Below are 15553 nucleotides of genomic sequence, written 5' to 3'. Positions count from 1 at the left end.
TCCCGGTCCTTGTCCCCGTCGGTGTCCCGGTCGTGTCCCTGACACGGGCCGGCCGAGGGCCGGCCGGTGAGGTCAGTCGACGAGGACCCCGTCGCGCGCCACCACGGCGCCGGCCTTGAGCACCAGCCGGCCGGACGGCGGGGAGACGACGATCTCGCCCAGCGCCTGCCCGGGCAGGACGACGAGGTCCGCCGGGTCGCCGACGCGGACCTCGTTGGCCGCAAGGCCGAGGCCGGCACGCCCGAGCCGGTTCGTCAGGCTGAGCGCGAACTCGAGGTCCACGTCGCGCCGGAAGTAGGACTTGTAGGCCAGGAAGGTCGCCCGCGACAGCATGTCGCCGTCGCCCCAGGGCGACCACTGACTGCGGGAGGAGTCCGAGCCCAGACACATGCCGACCCCGACCTCGTGGAGGGTGAGGACGTCCGGCACCGGCAGGAGGCCGTGGACCCCCACCGCGACGGTGATGCCGGCCTCGGCGAGCACGGTCCCGGCCGCCTTGGTGGCCTCCCGGTCGAGGTAGGCGAGGCTGAACACGTCGCAGAGCGTGACCTTGCCCTGCATGCCGAGGGCCACCGTGCGCTGGGCGATCTGCTTCATCAGCCACAGCCCCAGCTCGCCCTCCTCGTGCATGTGGAAGTCGACCTTCGCGCCGTGCTTGTCGGCCAGGCCGAAGACCGTGTCGAGCACCTTGCCCGCATCCCCGTCGACGCCGGCCGGGTCCAGGCCGCCGACCGCGTCGGCCCCCTCGCGCAGCGCCTCCTCGAGCAGGGCGTCGTTCCCGGGCCGGCGAAGAAGGCCGAGCTGGGGGAAGGCGACGACCTCGATGTCGGCCGCGGCCGCGAGCTCCTGCTTCAGCGCGAGCATGGCGTGCACGCCCTCCAGGCCGATGGCGGGATCGACGTCCGCGAAGGCGCGCAGGTGGGTCGAGCCGTGGGCGACGCACTCCCGCATGAAGGCACCCGCCCGGGTGTGCACCGGGGTGCTCACCTCGGCCCACTGCCGCAAGGTGTCCTCGAACATCTGGTCCATCGAGATCTCGACCGAGTCGCGCCGCGACCAGGGCTCACCCCACAGGCTCTTGTCGGCGTGGCAGTGGCCGTCGACGAAGCTGGGCAGCACGATCTTCCCGGCGACGTCGACGACCTCGTCCGCGGGCAGTCCGGGATCCGCGCCGGTGCTCGGCACGATCTCGGCGATCACGCCGTCGGCGAGGTGCAGGTCGTGCTGCTTGTCGTCGCCGTCGATCCGGCAGTTGAGAAGGGTGGTGCGGGTCAACGCTTTGTCCTTTCGGAGGAGGTGGAGCGCGGGGGTGCCCGGTCAGGACATGCGCTTGAGGGCTTGCTGCTCGAGCTGGGCTGCCACGTGGTAGGCGACCAGTGAGGCGAAGAGGACGACCACCACTCCGGCCCAGACGAAGTTGTAGTCGGAGACGGTGGCGGCCACGGTCATCGCGGCCCCCAACCCGTTGCCGGTGGCCAGCCACTCGGCCACCATCGCGGCGCCGATCGACAGCGGCAGCGCCACCTTGATCGAGGCCAGCAGCGCCGGAAGGCTGTGCGGTAGGTAGAGCTTGCGCAGCGTCGTCACCCGCCCCGCCCCGGCGGCGGCGAACAGGTCGGTCGCGCTTGCGGGCACGGCGCGCATCGCGACCAGCAGGTTCACCAGGGTCGGGAAGAAGGTCATGATCGTCACCAGCACGGTGATCGCGAGCAGGCCGCGGCCGAACACGATGGCGAGCAGGGGCATCGCGGCCACGATCGGCACCGATCGCAGGGCGATCGAGACAGGCATCAGCGCCTTGTCGACGAACGGCCACTGGAAGGCGAGCACGGCCATCACCACCGCGGCGAGGAGGCCGATCACGAACCCGATCCCGGCGTCGAAGACGGTGCGGCCCAGCATCTCGGCGAGGTAGCCGAGCGCGCTGCTGCGCTGATCGTCGGAGGTGGTGATCAGCTGGGTGGTCTCGGAGGTGAGGTACGGCAGCACCGTGCCGGGGCCGCGGGCGACGTACTCGCCACCCGGGATGACCTGGACGGCGGCCCACCAGACGGCCAGGACGCTGACGGCGGTGCCGGTGAGCACCACGACCAGCCGCAACGGCACCTGGCGCCAGCCGCCCGTCGCCGCGTGGTCGGCCCGCGCGCCGAGCACGGTGGCGCGCACCCGTGACCACGGGAGCGCCAGGTGCGCGAGGAGGGGGATGGCGGCGTAGGCGACCGCCGCGATCGCGGTCGTCACCAGGGCCAGGCCCCAGACCCGCTCGACCTGGAAGGATCCCTGGGCCTGGATCATGGCCACGCCGAGCCCCTGGGTGCCGCCCATGTACTCCCCGATGATCGCGCCGAGGATCGCACTGGGCGCGGCGATCTGCAGCCCGGCGACCAGTTGCGGGATCGCGGCGGGGATGCGCACCTTGCGGATCGCGGTCCAGGAGGAGCCGCCGGCGGCGCGCACGATCTCGACGGACGAGCGGTCGACCGAGCGCAGGCCGAGGATGGCCGCGACCGTGGTCGGGAAGATCACCGCCTGCGCGGCGAGGATCACGCCCGGGGTGTCGCCCTGGAAGGCGATCGCCAGGACCGGCGCGACGGCGATCAGCGGCAGTGCCACCGCGCCGACGGCGACCCGTTCGATCAGCGCCTGCGCGCGGCGGAACGGCAAGGTGAGCACGACCAGGCCGATGGCGATCGCGTTGCCCCAGAGGAAGCCCTGGAGGGCGGTGCTGATCGTCACCCCGGCGTTGCGGGGGTAGTAGTCGAGGTCCTCGCGCATCTGCCGCACCACCTCGAGCGGCGAGGGCAGCACGGACTCGAGCCGGTCGAGACCGGACAGGAGCCACCAGACCGCGACGAGGAAGACGACCGACAGGAGCGGTACGACGGACCTACGGACCGCGTTGCGCACACGCACGGCTCAGCCTCCCTCGGTCCCGGCGAAGAGGAGCTCGCTGAGGCGGTCGCACAGACGGTGGAAGCGGGGATCCTTGAGGATCTCCGGGGTCCGTGGGCGGGGCAGGTCGACCGGCACGACCTCCAGCACCCGCCCCGGCCGGGGCGACATCACCACGATGTTGTCCGAGAGCAGGACCGCCTCGGGGATGCTGTGCGTGACGAGCACGGTCGTCGTACCGCGCTCCGACCAGATGCGCTGGAGCTCGAAGTTGAGACGCTGGCGGGTGAGGTCGTCGAGAGCTCCGAAGGGCTCGTCGAGCAGCAGGAGCTCCGGCTCGACGACGAGGCTGCGAGCGAGCGCGACCCGCTGCCGCATGCCGCCCGAGAGCTGGGCGGGCCGCGACCGCTCGAAGCCGGAGAGGCCGACCAGCTCGATCAGGTCGGCCACCCTGGTCGCGATCGTCCTCTTGTCGAGCCCGCCCGCGATCTCCAGGGGTAGCCGGATGTTGGCCTGCACCGTGCGCCAGGGCAGCAGTGCCGAGTCCTGGAAGGCGACCCCGATGCCGTGGCGGCGGCGCAGCTCGGCCGGCGTGACCCCGTGGACCCGGGCCGTTCCCGCGCTGGGGGTGTCGAGGTCGGCGAGGATCCGCAGCACCGTCGACTTCCCGCATCCCGAGGGACCCACGATGCTGACGAACTCACCGCGCCGTGACGTGTAGCTGAAGTCACCGACGGCGAGGACCGACCGGCGGTCGTCCGTCGCGAAGGACTTCGTGATCGACTCCAGGCCGATGCCGTCGGTGGCCGCTGCGGTCACGGTCGCGGTGCTCACTTCAACAGCTCGTTGGTGAACATCGACGGGTCCGCCTTGATGTCGATGAAGCCGAGGCTCTCGATCGTCTGCGCGATCAGCTCGTCGGTCATCCAGAACTGGGGGTGGGTGTCGCCGGCCGGCCGCTCGATGAACGGCTTCATCGCCTCCAGCGACTTGGTCTGGTCCTCGACCTTGAGACCGGTGTCCTTGCCGTACTTGTCCACCGTCACCTGCGCCGCCTTCGCCGGGTCGGCGAGCGCCTTGGCCCAGCCGTCCTGCGAGACCTCGAGGAAGGTGCGGACGCGGTCGGCCGCCTTGTCGTCGGCGAGCGTCTCCTCGGTCACCATGATGACGTTCTGCATCCGGTTGAAGCCGTAGTCGGCCAGCGGCATCACGGTGGCCGGGTGCCCCTGCTGCTCGAGGGAGACCGGCTGGTTGGAGGCCAGGCCCCACAGGGCGTCGATCTCGCCGGCGACCAGCGGCGCCGGGTCGAACTGGATCGGGACGAGCTCGACCTTGGAGGTGTCGACGCCGTTCTGCTTCATGAACACCAGCGCGGTGTTCTTGCCGGCCAGGGTGATGCCGAGCCGCTTGCCCTCGATGTCCTTGGGCTGGGTGATCGGCGCGCTGGACAGGGAGACCCAGCACTCCGGGCTGCGCTGGAGCAGCGCGCCCACCATCTTGATCTTCGACCCGGAGTGGATCGCGTTGGCGACGTTCTCCGGGATCGCCTCGATCCCGACCAGGGCCTTGCGCGAGGCGACGAGCGGGATGACGGCCGAGTTCGGCCCGCCCGGGATGAAGTTCGGCCGGAGCCCGGCGTCGGCGTACAGCTTGTCGTGCTCGGCGACGAACAGCCCGGCGTACTCGGTGTTCGCGATCCACGGCAGCTTGACGTCGAATGCGTTGCTGCCGCCCGCGGACCCTTCGTCGGCTCCGCACGCGGCCAGCAGCGGAACGCCGCCCACCGCGCCGGCGGCCAGCAGGCCGAGCGTCGAGCTGTTCCGCAGGAAGGACCTGCGCGACATACCGGTACCTGTGATGACTCGACTCATGGCGCTCCGATCTCCCGTGCGGCTGCACGGTTGTTGATGAGGGTGGTGAGGGTGAGGGCGCGCCGGGCCCCGGTGACCGGCACCTGTTGACGGAAGAGGCCTTCGATGACGTCGGGGCTGGCGGTTCGCGCGAACTGCGAGACGCTCGACATCACCGCCTCGATGTGGCTGACCATGAGCGTCTCGGCCGCGTCGGCGTCCCTGCCGCGGACGGCGTCCGCGATGGCGCGGTGCTCGTCGTGGCCGATACCGGCGTTGCCCGTGCGCATGCCGACCATGAAGATCAGCCGCTCGAGCGCGGCCCGTCGCCGGTCGAAGGCGACCTCGGTGAGGGCGACGAGCTGCTTGTTGTGGGAGATCCGGCCGATGTAGGAGTGGAAGTCGATCCGGTCGTGCCAGTTGTCGACCTCGAGGACATCGGCCTCCGCGGCGGTCAGCTGGTCCAGTCGCACCAGCTCGGGCTCCGTGGCCCGCAGCGCGGCGGCGCGCACGGTCTCCCGCTCCAGGCCCCGACGCGCGGCGAGCAGGTCGAGCAGCTCCTCCGGGTCCCGGATGTACAGGGCCTCGTCGAGTTGGGTCGCGCGCCGCGCCTCGGTGAGCATCGAGCTGGCGAGGGCACGCCCGGCCGTGGTGAGCTCGCGGCCCTTCTTGCCCACGACCCGCGACAGGTCCTGCGCGTCCAGCTCGCCGAGGATCCGGCTGATCGTCGACTCGCTGACGTCGAAGCCGCCGTCCACGACGCTGCGCCACAGCGTGCGGGCACCCACCGGGCCGTCGTGCCGCGCCATCTCGGCGAGGACGACGTCCACCAGTGATTCGGTTCCATGCACCGTGATCCACCCCACATCCGGCTGTTGTGACGAACGTAGAAGAGGTCTACGGTGTCTGTCAATAGTGACGTACGCCTGTCAGCACTGACAGATATCAAGGAGCAAGCCGTGGCAGCACCGGGACTTCAGCACCACCTCCACGTCGGCCTCGAGCACACGGCGCGGTACGCCGTGCTGCCGAGCGACCCCGCCCACTGCGCGGTGATCGCCGCCCACCTGGACGACGCGACGCAGGTCGCCCGCAACCGGGAGTTCGAGAGCTGGCGCGGCACGCTGGACGGCGAGCCCGTGCTCGTGACGTCGACCGGAGTCGGCGGGCCGTCCACCGCGCTGGCCATCGAGGAGCTGCGTGCCGTCGGCGTCGACACCTTCGTCCGGGTCGGCACGTCGCTGACCTTCCAGCCCTCGGTCCGCACCGGCGACCTCGCCCTGGCCACCGCAGCGATCCGCGACGAGGGCACCACCCGTCAGTACGTGCCGGTGGAGTTCCCCGCCGTGGCCGACCCCGACGTCGTCGCCGCACTGCGCGCCGCCGCGACCGAGCGGGACGCTCCGCACCACGTCGGCGTCGTCCACACCAAGGACTCGTTCTACGGCGAGGTCGAGCCCGACCGGATGCCGATGGCGAGGCACCTGCGCGAGCGCCTCGACATGTGGGCGGCGCTCGGCGTCCTGTGCTCGGAGATGGAGATGGCGACCGTGCTCACCGTCGCGCGGACCCTCGGCGCCCGGGCCGGCGGGCTGGTGCTGATGTGGGGCGACGACGTCGATCCCACCGCGCCGCCGTCGCTGGCCGACCTGCACGGCACGGCCGTGGGTGCCGTCGCCCGGCTGATCGCGGACCGACGCGCATGACAGGACCGCACGGCGTCGTCCCGATCCTCATCGACTGCGACACCGGCATCGACGACGCCCTCGCGCTGCTGTACGCCGCCGCCCACGGCGCCGACCTTCGCGCCTGCACCGTGACGCACGGCAACGTGCCCGTCCCCGCCGGCGCCCGCAACACCCTCACCGTGCTGGACGTCGCCGGCCTCGACACCGTCCCCGTGCACACCGGGGCGACCCGGCCGCTGGCCCAGCCCCTCGACGTCGCCCACCACGTGCACGGCGAGGACGGGCTCGGCGACGCGGGCGTCACCTGGTCCCCCCGCTCGCCCGCCGGCGATCTCGCCCCCGCCGAGATCGTGCGCCTCGCCCGCGCCCACCCCGGCGAGCTCACCCTGGTCGCGATCGGCCCCCTGACGAACCTCGGCATCGCCCTGCTGCTCGAGCCACGCCTGCCCGAGCTCGTGGACCGGGTCGTCGTGATGGGCGGCGCGGTCGGCGTACCGGGGAACGTGACGGAGTACGGCGAGGCGAATGTCTGGCATGACCCGGAGGCGGCGCAGCTGGTCGTGGACGCCGCGTGGGACGTGGTGTTCGTCGGCCTTGAGACCACGATGCCGCACCCGATGTCGCCCGACGTGCTGCGCCGGATCGAGGCCGGCACCGACCCCCGCGCCCGCTTCGCGTGGGCGATCCTGCAGTGCTACCTGGACTTCTACGAGGAGCGCCTGGGTGTCCGCTCGTGCGTTCCCCACGACGCCCTGGCGGTCGCCGTCGCACTCGATCCGGAGCTCGCGACGTACCGGACCGTCCCGGCCTTCGTCGAGACCGGGCGCGGTCCCACCCGAGGCACCCTGGTCGCCGACCTGCGCCCCGGGAGTGCCGACGCCGGGGCGGATGCCACGGCCGCGGGCATCATCAGGATCGTGGAGACCTTCGACATCGACACCTTCCACGAGCGCCTGCTCAAGAGCCTGGGGGCCTGAGCGTGCCTGGATCAGGGGCCGTCACCGTCGTCGGCAGCGCCAACCTCGACCAGATCGTGCGCGTCGTGCGGCTGCCCGCGCCGGGCGAGACCGTCACGACGACCGGGCTCCGCGAGGGCCCGGGCGGCAAGGGTCTCAACCAGGCGGTCGCCGCGGCCCGCTCCGGAGCCGCGGTGACCTTCGTCGGCGCCGTCGGTCGCGACTCCGGGGCCGATCTGCTCCTGGGCCACCTGCGCGACAACGCCGTGAGCACGCGGCACGTCGCGCGGGTGGACGGCCCCACCGGCAGCGCGATCGTCATGGTGGACGACGAGGGCGAGAACGCCATCCTCGTCACCAGCGGAGCCAACGGACAGGTCCCGCCGCTCCCCGACGGGACCGACGAGTGGCTGGCGTGCGACGTCGTCCTCCTGCAGCTGGAGCTCCCCTCGCGGACCGTGCTGCAGTGCGCCGTCGCGGCGCGCTCCCGCGGAGTCCGGGTCCTGCTCAACGCAGCCCCGGCCGCTCCTCTCCCCGACGGCCTGCTCGAGGCGACCGACCTGCTGGTCGTCAACGAGACCGAGTGCCGCACCCTTGCCGGCGTCGAGAGCCTGGAGTCGGCGGCCCACGAGCTGGCTCGGCGGGTTCCCGTCGTCGTGGTCACACTCGGCGCGCGCGGCGCGATGTGGTTCGAGGACGGCCGGCTTCGCGGGGAGCTCCCACCCCCGGCGGTCTCCCCCGTCGACACCACGGGGGCCGGCGACGCGTTCTGCGGCGCCCTCGCCGCCCGGCTGGCGGCCGGCGACACCGTGGAGGAGGCGGTCCGGTTCGCCCTCGTCGCGGGCGCCTTGAGCACGCAGGGTCACGGCGCCGACACCGCGCCGACACTCGCCTCCGTCCGGTCCGTCCTGGGTGTGACGCAGCGCGGCCGCTGAGAACGGGTTCCGCCGTGCGCGGAGCCGCCCGTCCGCGCCCAGCGGAGTTCTGCGCTTGACCTTGACGCTACGGCAGGGTTGCACGCTTCCTGCATGACCACAGCACCAGCCATCGAGATCGCCGGACTCACCAAGTCCTACGGCGACCATGCCGTCCTCCGGGGCGTCGACCTGAGCGTCCCGCCCGGCAGCATCTACGCGCTGCTGGGCTCGAACGGGGCCGGGAAGACCACCCTGATCAAGATCCTGTCGACACTGCTCCACGCCGACGACGGCCGCGCGTCGGTCGCCGGGCACGACGTCGCGGACCAGCCCCGCCGCGTGCGGGAGTCGATCAGCCTCACCGGACAGTTCGCGGCGGTCGACGAGATCCTGACGGGCAGGGAGAACCTCGTCCTCGTCGCTCAGCTGCGTCACCTGCGTGAGCCGCACGCGATCGCCGACGACCTGCTGTCCCGCTTCGACCTGTCGGACGCCGGCGGGCGCCGCGTCGCGACGTACTCCGGCGGGATGCGGCGCCGCCTCGACATCGCCATGAGCCTGGTCGGCGACCCGCCCGTGCTCTTCCTCGACGAGCCCACCACCGGGCTCGACCCCCAGTCGCGGATCGAGGTGTGGCGCACCGTGAGCGAGCTCGCCGGCCGCGGCACCACGGTGCTGCTGACCACGCAGTACCTCGAGGAGGCCGAGCAGCTCGCGGACCGGATCGCGATCCTGCACGACGGCCGGATCATCGCCGACGGGACGCTCGCCGACCTCCAGGCGCTGCTGCCGCCGGCGGCGGTGGAGTACGTCGAGAAGCGGCCCACCCTCGAAGACATCTTCCTCACCATCGTCGGGAGCAACTCATGATCGACACCCTCGTCCTCACCCGGCGCTCCCTGCGCCACATCCTGCGCAGCCCCGACACGATCGTGACCACCGCGATCACGCCGGTCGCGATGCTGCTGCTCTTCGTCTACGTCTTCGGCGGGGCGATCGACCTCGGCGGCGATGCCGACCAGTCGTACGTCGACTACCTGCTGCCCGGGATCCTGCTGATCACCGTCGCCTCCGGTGTCGCCTACACGTCGTACCGGCTCTTCCTGGATCTGCAGGGCGGCATCTTCGAGCGGTTCCAGTCGATGCCGATCACGCGCTCGGCGCCCCTGTGGGCGCACGTGCTGACCTCCCTGGTGGCGAACCTGGTCGCGCTGGCCCTCGTGGTCCTCGTCGCCCTGCTCATGGGCTTCCGCTCCGGCGCCGGACCGCTGGCCTGGCTCGGTGTCCTCGGCATCCTGGTCCTGTTCACCCTCGCGCTGACCTGGCTCGCCGTCACCGCGGGTCTGGCGGCGAAGTCCGCGGACGGCGCCGGCGGGTTCGCCTATCCCCTGCTGTTCCTGCCGTTCCTCAGCTCGGCCTTCGTCCCGACCGACGGCATGCCGGGGCCGGTGCGCTGGTTCGCCGAGCACCAGCCGGTCACCTCGATCGTCGACACGCTGCGCCACCTGTACGCCGAGCAGCCGCTGGGTCAGGACGTCTGGACCGCGCTCGCCTGGTGCGTGGGCCTGCTCGTCGTCGCCCACCTTCTCGCGATGCGCACCTACCGCCGCAGAATGAGCGCATGCTGACCATCAGCCAGCTCGCGTCGTACGCCGGCGTCACGGTCCGCGCCGTCCGGCACTACCACGCCAAGGGCCTGCTGCCCGAGCCGGAGCGCGACCACTCCGGCTACCGGCGCTACGACGCGGCGGCCGTGGTCGAGCTCATCCGGATCCGCACCCTCGCCGAGGCCGGCGTCCCGCTCTCCCGCGTCCAGGAGCTGCTGGTCGCCGACGACGCGGCCTTCGGCACCGCGGTGGAGGAGATCGACCGGCGTCTGCGGGCCGAGATCCGCGAGCGCCAGCAGCACCGCCGGCGGATCGCGCTGCTCGCCGCCGGGGAGAGCCTCGCGCTCCCGCCCGAGGCGGTGGCGTATCTCGAGCGCCTCCGCGCGGTCGGCGTCTCCGAGGAGATGGTCGCCGCCGAACGCGACGCCTGGATCCTCGTCGCCGCCCAACTGCCCGAGCAGATGCCGTTCTACATGGAGATGAAGTCCCAGCAGCTCGACGACCCGCGGCTGCGCGAGCTCTACCGCGACCTCACCGACGTGGTCCACTGGCCGGCCGACGACCCCCGCCTGGACGACGTCGCCGACCGGCTGGCCGAGGAGTTCGACGCAGTGCCCGAAGAGGCGTGGGACGACGGCGCCCTCCCCGACGACCTCGCCGCCCTCCTCGACGGGGTCTTCGTCACCTCGGTCCCCGGCGCCCGCAGGATCCTGCGCCGCCTCGAACACCACGGCTGGAACGGCTGGACGAACATCCGCCCCATCTCCTCGAGCTAGCAACTGGCTCAGCGACGGGCGGGCCGTGCCCGGGACGGGCAGATCGTGCTCGTGTCGCCTGCGGATCACGGCCCCGGCGACATCGCTGGCCGGGGGGTGGTGCCGGAGGCGGATCCGGCCGGCCGGCGCTCTGGTCGTTGGATCGTTGGGTCGGTGGGTCGGTGGGTCGGCCGGTCGGCTGGGTGCTGCCCGTGGACGTCATACGTTGCGCGCCCTCCAGGCCACGATTCGTATGACATCCGGGCGCACAACGCAGAAAGCCGGCCTCGCGGGCCGGCCTTCTGTGCTGGTGGAGGTGAGGGGATTCGAACCCCTGACCTTCTCATTGCGAACGAGACGCGCTACCAACTGCGCCACACCCCCAAGCGAGGAGAAACGGTAGCACCCGGCTCGCGCGCGTTCCGAATCGGGATGCTCAGTCGCGGTCCTCGTCGGCCAGACCCGCCGGGCGCGGGTTGTCGTCGCCGTGCGGTCCCTGGTCGACGTTCGAGCTCCCGCGCGGCTTGGGCGGGTCGTCGAAGACGGTCGACTGGCTGCGGGAGGCCTCCCCGGATAAGGGGCTGTCGTCGACGATCTCGTCCGGATCGGCGAACTGGGTGTCCGGCGAGACGGCGGTCGCGGAGTCGCCGTACCTCTTCTCCTGCTCCCGTGCCTGTTGAGCGGCCTGCCGGTCGGCGCCGGTGCCCTGATCCTCGGTGCCTGAAGTCATGGCCGGGCCGTACCCGCCGGCGGGCCGGGCATCCGGGACGGGTCAGCTGCCGGTGGCGCGGCGCTCGGCGTCGGCGGCCGCGTCGCTCTGGGCGCGCTGGGCGTCGGCCTCGCGGGCCAGCTGCGAGTCGGCCTCGTTGCGGCCCGAGCTCCACACGCCGGTGGAGTCGAGGTCGATGGTGCGGACCGTGCGGCCGGCCGGGGCCTTGGCGACGTACGTCGGCAGCGGGACCGGGACGGGCGTCCAGCCCTGCGGGGCGGCGTCGGCCGGAGCCGACTCGTCGACCTGGGCGGTGACGACGGGGATCTCGTCGGTGTCGTCACGCAGCTCGTCGACGGGCGCTACCTCGTTCTCGGCCGGGTCGGCGTCCTCGGCGGCGATCATCTGGTCGGCCAGGGTGGTGCGTCGCTTGCGGACCTGGCTCGAGCGAGCGGCCCTCTCGCGTTTGACCATGAGTCGGCAGGCCACCAGCCAGGCGACCATCAACCCGCCGGGGATCGCGACCCACGGCCAGGCGACGATCTTGCCGACGGCCAGGGCCGAGACGACCACGAGGGCGAGCAGGAGCAGGTTGAACACCCGGCGGCGGCGCCGGGCGGCGCGCCGCGCGGTCTCTCGCTGGGCCGGACGATCCGCGGGACGAGCAGCGGGAAGAGCAGCGGGACGGGCAGCACGCGGCGCAGGGGTGGGCGCCGCGGGCTCCTCGTCGCGGGTCTCGGGGGCGGACTTCTCCCGGGCGGGCCGGCCGGCGGCGACCAGCTCGGCCTCGGTGGACGACACTGCCTCGCGCCGGGCGAGCACCCGCAGCCGGTCGGAGAAACCCTCGACCGAGCGGCTGGAGGCGTCCTCCTCATGGCGCCGCAGCGCCATCGGGACGAGGTAGACCGCCCACGCCACGAACAAGGCGACGAAGATCAGCGAGCTCAGGTCCACACCGAGAGGTTAGGAGCGCTACCTCAGCGCGGTGCGCATGTCCATCGGTGTGTCACAGATTGATTCGTGTGACGCATGTGATTTGACCGCTCCCCCCGAGCAGCGAGGCTACGAGCCACCCTCGACGGATTGCTCGAGCCGGACGAGGACGCCGCGCGGCGCCTCCTCGCGGGTGACGGCGAAGATGCGGTGGTCGCGCCACTCGCCGTCGATGTGCAGGAAGTACGGCGCGTAGCCCACCTCGCGGATGCCGAGCTTCTCGACCACCCGCAGGGAGTTGGAGTTCTCGGGGCGGATGCAGATCTCGATGCGGTGCAGGCCGCCGAGGAAGAAGCAGTGGTCGATCACCATCGCCACCGCGCGCGGAATGACGCCGCGGCCCGCGAACTCCTGGTCGATCCAGTAGCCCACCGACGCGAACTGCGCCGAGCCGCGGACGATGTTGTTGACGCTGACCTGCCCGGCGAATTTCCCGTCGACCTCCACGACGAAGGGGTACGTCGTCCCGCGCCGCGCGGCCCTGCGCAACCGCTTCACCAGCGCATGGAAGGACGTCGGCCGCGCGTCGGACCCGGGCGGGGCGGTGGCGTCCCACGGCCCCAGCCACATCGCGTTGCGCCGCCGGGCCGAGCGCCAGGCGCGGGCGTCGCGACGCGCGATCGGGCGCAGCCGCACCACCGGGTCGGTGCCGGAGACGAGCTCGTTGGGCCAGGCGCGTCCGGGCACGCCGACGACCATCCGCTCCCGCCGACCGCTCTCGGCGCTCTCGGCGCTCGCGGCGCTCGCGGCACCCGGGGCCCGGTCGTCGCTCAATGGTCGCTCCCGACGATCTGCTCGACCGCGTGCACGACGACCGGCTCGAGGACGGCGAGCGCGTCCTTCACGCCGCCCCGCGAGCCGGGCAGGTTGACGACGAGGCAATGACCCGCGACACCGGCGAGACCGCGCGAGAGCACCGCGGTCGGGACGCCCTTCGTCACGCCCGCGGCGCGGATCGCCTCGGCGAGGCCGGGGATCTCGCGGTCGAGCAGCGGCCGGGTCACCTCGGGGGTGCGGTCGGTCGGGGTGAGACCGGTGCCGCCGGTGGTGAGCACCACCCGGGCGCCATCGCGTACGGCGAGCGCGATCGCCGCGCCCACCGGCTCGCCGTCGGGGCGGACCACGGGATCGCCGACCGAGAACCCCCACGAGCGCAGGGCCTCGACGATGAGCGGGCCGGTCGTGTCGTCGTACACGCCGGCGGCGGCGCGGTTCGACGCCACGACCACCACGGCCGGGAAGCTCATCGCGACCAGTCCCCCGACTTGCCGCCGGTCTTGGTCTCGACCCGGATGTCGGTGATGACGGCACCCTTGTCGACGGCCTTGACCATGTCGACGACGGTGAGGGCGGCGACCGACACGGCGGTCAGCGCCTCCATCTCGACGCCGGTGCGGTCGGTCGTCTTGACGGTCGCGGCGATCTCGACGGCGTCGTCGGCGACGCTGAGGTCGACGGTGACGCCGGAGATCGACAGCGGGTGGCACAACGGGATCAACGCCGGCGTCTGCTTGGCGCCCATGATCCCGGCGATGCGGGCGACCGCGAGCGCGTCGCCCTTGGGCACGCCCTCGCCGCGCAGCAGGCCGATCACCTCGGGCGAGACGAGCACCCGTCCGGCCGCCGTCGCGACCCGGTGGGTGACGTCCTTGGCCGACACGTCGACCATCCGCGCCGCTCCGGACGCGTCGACGTGGGTCAGCCGCGGCTGCTCGTCAGGCATGGAGATCCTCCTTCGGCCCGGGGGACAGGACTTCGACGGCGGTGCCCTCGGGAACCAGCCTCCCCGTCGCGGGTACGACGAGCAACGCGTCCGCCGCGGCGAGCAGCCGTTGCGAGTGGCCGGCGTGGCCGCGCAGCGGGCGGATGCGGCCGTCGCGGCCGAGCACGCCGGGCAGGACGACGGTCCGGTCGCCGCCGGGGACGTCGGCGGCCAAGGGGGCGGTGGCGGGGCGCCACGGCGTCCCGGCGAGCGCGTGCAGCAGCGGGACGACGTACAGCAGGAAGGAGGCGTAGGCCGCGATCGGCGTGCCGGGCAGGGTCACCACGGGCACCCGGCGGCCGTCGGAGGCGACGACCGCGCCGCAGCCCTGGGGGCGGCCGGGCTTCATCGCGACCGGCCCGAACCAGAAGCCGGGCTCGCCACGCAGGGCGGCCTTGACGACGTCGTGGTCGCCGGCGGAGATCCCGCCGGTGGTGACCACGACGTCGGCGGCCTCGGCGACCGCGGCGAGCTGGGCGCGGAAGCCGGCGGGGTCGTCGGGGACGGGCCCGAACGCCGCCGCCTCCACACCGGCCGCCCGCCCGGCGGCCACCAGGGTCGGTGAGTTGCTGTCGGGGACGTGGCCCTCGACGAGCTCGGCGCCGGTCGAGACCACCGCGAGCCGCGGTCGTGCGCACGCGCTCACCTCCGTGGAGCCGACGGAGGTGAGGAGACCGAGCTGGGCCGGTCCGAGGCGGGTCCCTGCCAGCAGCGCGATCTCGCCGGCGCGGACGTCCTCGCCCTGGCGGCGGATGTGACGCCCCGGGGGTGCGGTCTGCAGGACCCGCACCGGATCCCCGCCGGTGGTCCACTCGAACGGGACGACCAGGTCGGCGCCGGGCGGGACGGGGGCGCCGGTCATGATCCGGATCGCCGCTCCGGCCGGCAGCTGCGGGGCGACGTCCCCGGCAGCCACGACGCCGGTCACCGGGAGCTCGGCGGGCGGCGTACCGACGTCGCCGGCGCGGACCGCGAACCCGTCCATCGCGGCATGGTCGAACGGCGGGACCGACCGGACAGCCACGACGTCCGCGGCCAGCACCCGGCCGAGGGCGTCGCCCAGCGCCAGCGTCTCGGTGCGGCGCAGGCGGGTCACGCCGGCGAGGACCCGCGCGCGATGCTCCTCGACCGACGAGGCGACGACCGGGTCAGTCATCCGTCCCCGAGAGGATCTCGCCCTCGGGGACCCGGTGCGCGCCCTTCCCGTCCAGCTCGACGGAGCCGACGACCTGCACGCCGTGCCCGAAGGTCCAGTCGCCCTCGACCTTGAGGGCGGTGGCCTTCGCGAGCGACGGCGCCCCCTCCGGGAAGCGCTTGTCGAACTCGCCGACCACCCGGTAGTGCTCGGGGTCGAGGTCGACGTACGGCACGTCGGTGGCGACCTGGGTCAGCGCGAAGTCGGCACCGATCTCGTAGACGTCGGA

The 15553-nt window shown here is 72.7% G+C and carries 18 protein-coding genes, 1 tRNA gene and 1 pseudogene; 6 read left to right on the top strand and 14 right to left on the bottom strand.

Features of this window, described 5'->3' with window-relative positions; genetic code table 11:
- Positions 1 to 72 precede the first annotated feature (72 nt).
- The 6 genes and pseudogenes from FHP29_RS20320 to FHP29_RS23315 form a co-directional block, all read right to left on the bottom strand.
- Complete coding sequence (locus FHP29_RS20320; protein WP_139624668.1) at positions 73 to 1275, bottom strand: amidohydrolase family protein; 1203 nt, start codon at positions 1273 to 1275, stop codon at positions 73 to 75.
- Positions 1276 to 1317: 42 nt separating this feature from the next.
- Positions 1318 to 2913, bottom strand: a complete 1596-nt coding sequence (locus tag FHP29_RS20315) for an ABC transporter permease (protein ID WP_139624667.1) — start codon at positions 2911 to 2913, stop codon at positions 1318 to 1320.
- Between the two features lie 3 nt (positions 2914 to 2916).
- Positions 2917 to 3726, bottom strand: coding sequence for an ABC transporter ATP-binding protein (locus tag FHP29_RS20310; protein ID WP_139624666.1), 810 nt, complete (start codon positions 3724 to 3726; stop codon positions 2917 to 2919).
- A complete protein-coding gene (locus FHP29_RS20305) occupies positions 3723 to 4736 on the bottom strand; it encodes an ABC transporter substrate-binding protein (protein ID WP_158296658.1) in 1014 nt (337 codons plus the stop codon). The genes FHP29_RS20310 and FHP29_RS20305 overlap by 4 nt, the downstream gene beginning before the upstream one ends.
- Before the next feature lie 23 nt (positions 4737 to 4759).
- Positions 4760 to 5365: a FadR/GntR family transcriptional regulator gene (locus FHP29_RS20300; RefSeq protein ID WP_420813454.1), complete on the bottom strand. Its 606-nt coding sequence runs from the start codon at positions 5363 to 5365 to the stop codon at positions 4760 to 4762.
- Positions 5366 to 5395: 30 nt separating this feature from the next.
- Positions 5396 to 5551 (bottom strand): annotated as a pseudogene (locus FHP29_RS23315) (hypothetical protein); the annotation flags it as partial.
- 150 nt (positions 5552 to 5701) lie between these two features.
- Here FHP29_RS23315 and FHP29_RS20295 point away from each other — a divergent pair.
- The 6 genes from FHP29_RS20295 to FHP29_RS20270 all read left to right on the top strand — a co-directional run bounded on the left by FHP29_RS20295 (position 5702) and on the right by FHP29_RS20270 (position 10686).
- A complete protein-coding gene (locus FHP29_RS20295; protein ID WP_139624663.1) occupies positions 5702 to 6448 on the top strand; it encodes a nucleoside phosphorylase in 747 nt (248 codons plus the stop codon).
- On the top strand, positions 6445 to 7407 hold the full coding sequence (locus FHP29_RS20290) for a nucleoside hydrolase (RefSeq protein ID WP_139624662.1): 963 nt from the start codon (positions 6445 to 6447) through the stop codon (positions 7405 to 7407). The genes FHP29_RS20295 and FHP29_RS20290 overlap by 4 nt, the downstream gene beginning before the upstream one ends.
- Positions 7408 to 7409: 2 nt before the next feature.
- A complete protein-coding gene (locus FHP29_RS20285) occupies positions 7410 to 8321 on the top strand; it encodes a ribokinase (protein WP_139624661.1) in 912 nt (303 codons plus the stop codon).
- A gap of 93 nt (positions 8322 to 8414) precedes the next feature.
- Entirely contained in the window at positions 8415 to 9173 is a 759-nt protein-coding gene (locus tag FHP29_RS20280) for an ABC transporter ATP-binding protein (RefSeq protein ID WP_139624660.1), read from the top strand.
- Entirely contained in the window at positions 9170 to 9931 is a 762-nt protein-coding gene (locus FHP29_RS20275; protein ID WP_139624659.1) for an ABC transporter permease, read from the top strand. Before FHP29_RS20280 ends, FHP29_RS20275 begins: the two co-directional genes overlap by 4 nt.
- Positions 9925 to 10686: a MerR family transcriptional regulator gene (locus FHP29_RS20270; RefSeq protein ID WP_139624658.1), complete on the top strand. Its 762-nt coding sequence runs from the start codon at positions 9925 to 9927 to the stop codon at positions 10684 to 10686. The genes FHP29_RS20275 and FHP29_RS20270 overlap by 7 nt, the downstream gene beginning before the upstream one ends.
- Before the next feature lie 287 nt (positions 10687 to 10973).
- Here FHP29_RS20270 and FHP29_RS20265 read toward each other — a convergent pair.
- From FHP29_RS20265 to FHP29_RS23030, 8 genes are all read right to left on the bottom strand, one after another.
- Positions 10974 to 11049: transfer RNA gene (locus FHP29_RS20265), tRNA-Ala, on the bottom strand.
- Positions 11050 to 11101: 52 nt separating this feature from the next.
- Positions 11102 to 11395 (bottom strand): hypothetical protein, encoded by a 294-nt coding sequence (locus FHP29_RS20260; RefSeq protein WP_139624657.1) that lies wholly within the window; start codon positions 11393 to 11395, stop codon positions 11102 to 11104.
- 42 nt (positions 11396 to 11437) lie between these two features.
- Positions 11438 to 12328: a divisome protein SepX/GlpR gene (sepX, locus tag FHP29_RS20255; protein WP_139624656.1), complete on the bottom strand. Its 891-nt coding sequence runs from the start codon at positions 12326 to 12328 to the stop codon at positions 11438 to 11440.
- 108 nt (positions 12329 to 12436) lie between these two features.
- Positions 12437 to 13141, bottom strand: coding sequence for a GNAT family N-acetyltransferase (locus FHP29_RS20250; protein WP_240044637.1), 705 nt, complete (start codon positions 13139 to 13141; stop codon positions 12437 to 12439).
- The gene (locus FHP29_RS20245; RefSeq protein WP_139624655.1) at positions 13138 to 13614 is read right to left on the bottom strand and encodes a MogA/MoaB family molybdenum cofactor biosynthesis protein; all 477 of its coding nucleotides are present in this window, start codon (positions 13612 to 13614) and stop codon (positions 13138 to 13140) included. The genes FHP29_RS20250 and FHP29_RS20245 overlap by 4 nt, the downstream gene beginning before the upstream one ends.
- Entirely contained in the window at positions 13611 to 14090 is a 480-nt protein-coding gene (moaC, locus tag FHP29_RS20240) for a cyclic pyranopterin monophosphate synthase MoaC (RefSeq protein ID WP_139624654.1), read from the bottom strand. Before moaC ends, FHP29_RS20245 begins: the two co-directional genes overlap by 4 nt.
- Entirely contained in the window at positions 14083 to 15285 is a 1203-nt protein-coding gene (locus FHP29_RS20235) for a molybdopterin molybdotransferase MoeA (RefSeq protein WP_139624653.1), read from the bottom strand. Before FHP29_RS20235 ends, moaC begins: the two co-directional genes overlap by 8 nt.
- Positions 15278 to 15553 (bottom strand): UTP--glucose-1-phosphate uridylyltransferase (locus FHP29_RS23030; RefSeq protein WP_240044636.1); only part of this gene is annotated, 276 nt, incomplete at its 5' end. The genes FHP29_RS23030 and FHP29_RS20235, both read right to left, overlap by 8 nt.

The sequence above is a fragment of the Nocardioides albidus genome, assembly GCF_006335005.1.
Classification (GTDB): domain Bacteria; phylum Actinomycetota; class Actinomycetes; order Propionibacteriales; family Nocardioidaceae; genus Nocardioides; species Nocardioides albidus.
This window is presented reverse-complemented; position numbering and strand designations above follow the sequence as displayed.

Bases quoted from the DNA above. Each gene is read 5' to 3' on its own strand.
- FHP29_RS20305 (WP_158296658.1), bottom strand. From the start codon at position 4,736: ATGTCGCGCAGGTCCTTCCTGCGGAACAGCTCGACGCTCGGCCTGCTG.
- FHP29_RS20300 (WP_420813454.1), bottom strand. From the start codon at position 5,365: ATGCTCACCGAGGCGCGGCGCGCGACCCAACTCGACGAGGCCCTGTAC.
- FHP29_RS20290 (WP_139624662.1), top strand. From the start codon at position 6,445: ATGACAGGACCGCACGGCGTCGTCCCGATCCTCATCGACTGCGACACC.
- FHP29_RS20280 (WP_139624660.1), top strand. From the start codon at position 8,415: ATGACCACAGCACCAGCCATCGAGATCGCCGGACTCACCAAGTCCTAC.
- FHP29_RS20275 (WP_139624659.1), top strand. From the start codon at position 9,170: ATGATCGACACCCTCGTCCTCACCCGGCGCTCCCTGCGCCACATCCTG.
- FHP29_RS20270 (WP_139624658.1), top strand. From the start codon at position 9,925: ATGCTGACCATCAGCCAGCTCGCGTCGTACGCCGGCGTCACGGTCCGC.
- FHP29_RS20260 (WP_139624657.1), bottom strand. From the start codon at position 11,395: ATGACTTCAGGCACCGAGGATCAGGGCACCGGCGCCGACCGGCAGGCC.
- FHP29_RS20245 (WP_139624655.1), bottom strand. From the start codon at position 13,614: ATGAGCTTCCCGGCCGTGGTGGTCGTGGCGTCGAACCGCGCCGCCGCC.
- moaC (WP_139624654.1), bottom strand. From the start codon at position 14,090: ATGCCTGACGAGCAGCCGCGGCTGACCCACGTCGACGCGTCCGGAGCG.
- FHP29_RS20235 (WP_139624653.1), bottom strand. From the start codon at position 15,285: ATGACTGACCCGGTCGTCGCCTCGTCGGTCGAGGAGCATCGCGCGCGG.